Annotated in this window: 1 protein-coding gene; it reads right to left on the bottom strand. The window is 37.7% G+C overall.

Translation table 11 applies throughout. The features are described 5' to 3' along the window. Nucleotides 1–124: 124 nt before the first annotated feature. The coding region (locus E1171_RS01400) for a glycoside hydrolase family 30 protein (protein ID WP_155203345.1) at nucleotides 125–1,418 on the bottom strand (1,294 nt) is incomplete at its 5' end.

The raw sequence follows: 1,418 nt of genomic DNA, 5'->3' as shown, positions 1-1,418 counted from the left end.
AAATAAATCAAGCCGATAGTGGAGAAAAGTAGTGAGGCGAGCAATAAAAAGAGAAGAACTTTTGAAAAGAGTTAAAACCAAAAAAATGGTTTTAACTCTTTTATCAATTAATGAGAAATAATCCTTAATACAATAAAGTCTGGATAGAATGGGCAGGAATGGTCACCTCTGCTTTTTCCGAACCTACAAACAAATTGTAGTCAATATTTCCTTCACTTTGATTCATTACCACGGTCACCATTTCTTCATTTTCATTAATAAATGATGTACTTAACAAATGACTTCTACTACTTGTTGTACTAACTCTTTGAGCATTTGGCCGAATAAATTTGGAAAAGTGACCAATGTAGTAATAGGAAGGTGTATAAATCAATTCACCTGTTCGTGTATCAGCATGCACAGGAGCAAAACAAAAATTCCCAACATGATTTGGGCCTCCTTTTTCATCCAACAAGATGTTCCAATCGGTCCACCCCACTGTACCCTTATTAAAATCATTGATCATGGAACGACCATATTTTTCAGCATTTGGCCAGTACTCATAATGGTTTGGGTCAAAACTTTCTGCACAACCCTCTGTAAACAATAAGTTTTTAGAAGGAAATGACTCTTTTACATTATCCAAGTTATCGAACATAGGCTCACCTCCTGCCCAAGTCTCATACCAGTGAAAACCTATTCCCCACGCATATTTAGCTGCTTCCAGGTCAGAAAAAATAGTGTTTGCACGTTGGGTGATCAAATCACGATTATGATCCCACACCACAATTTTTTTATTACCTAGCCCTTCTTTCTCCAAAATAGGACCCAAATGATTCTTAAGAAAATCCCTTTCTTCTTCTGCTGTAAAAATACAGGATTCCCAACGCTGCACAGCCATTGGCTCATTCTGTATGGTTACTCCCCAAACAGGCATCCCTTCTTCTTCATAAGCTTTAATAAATTTTGAAAAATACTTTGCCCAGGTATCATAGTACTCTGGTAAAAGTTTACCTCCCTCCAACATATTGTTGTTGCTTTTCATAAAAGCAGGAGGACTCCAAGGACTCGCATACAATAGCAATTCACCACCCGCTGCAGCTATCGCTTTTTTAATTAAAGGGATACGAAATTCTTTATCGTGATCAATACTAAAAGTTTTCAGGTCTTTGTCACCCTCATCAATATAAGTGTAACTCCCACTACTAAAGTCGGCACTATGAATAGTAGTTCGAGCTAAAGAGTAACCAATCCCTTTTTCCTGGTCATAATAAGCTTTCAATAGCTCCACCTGCTTTTCCTCTGGTAACTTAGCAAATACTTCGGCACTAGCATCGGTAATAGCACCACCAATTCCCATAAACTTCTGAAAGCGTTTTTCGGGATTTACAAAAACAGACACTTCAGACTCTAAAGGTTGATTTCCCCTCTGGAATTTC

The sequence above is a fragment of the Xanthovirga aplysinae genome, assembly GCF_009711365.1.
In the GTDB taxonomy this organism is placed as follows: domain Bacteria; phylum Bacteroidota; class Bacteroidia; order Cytophagales; family Cyclobacteriaceae; genus Xanthovirga; species Xanthovirga aplysinae.
This window is presented reverse-complemented; position numbering and strand designations above follow the sequence as displayed.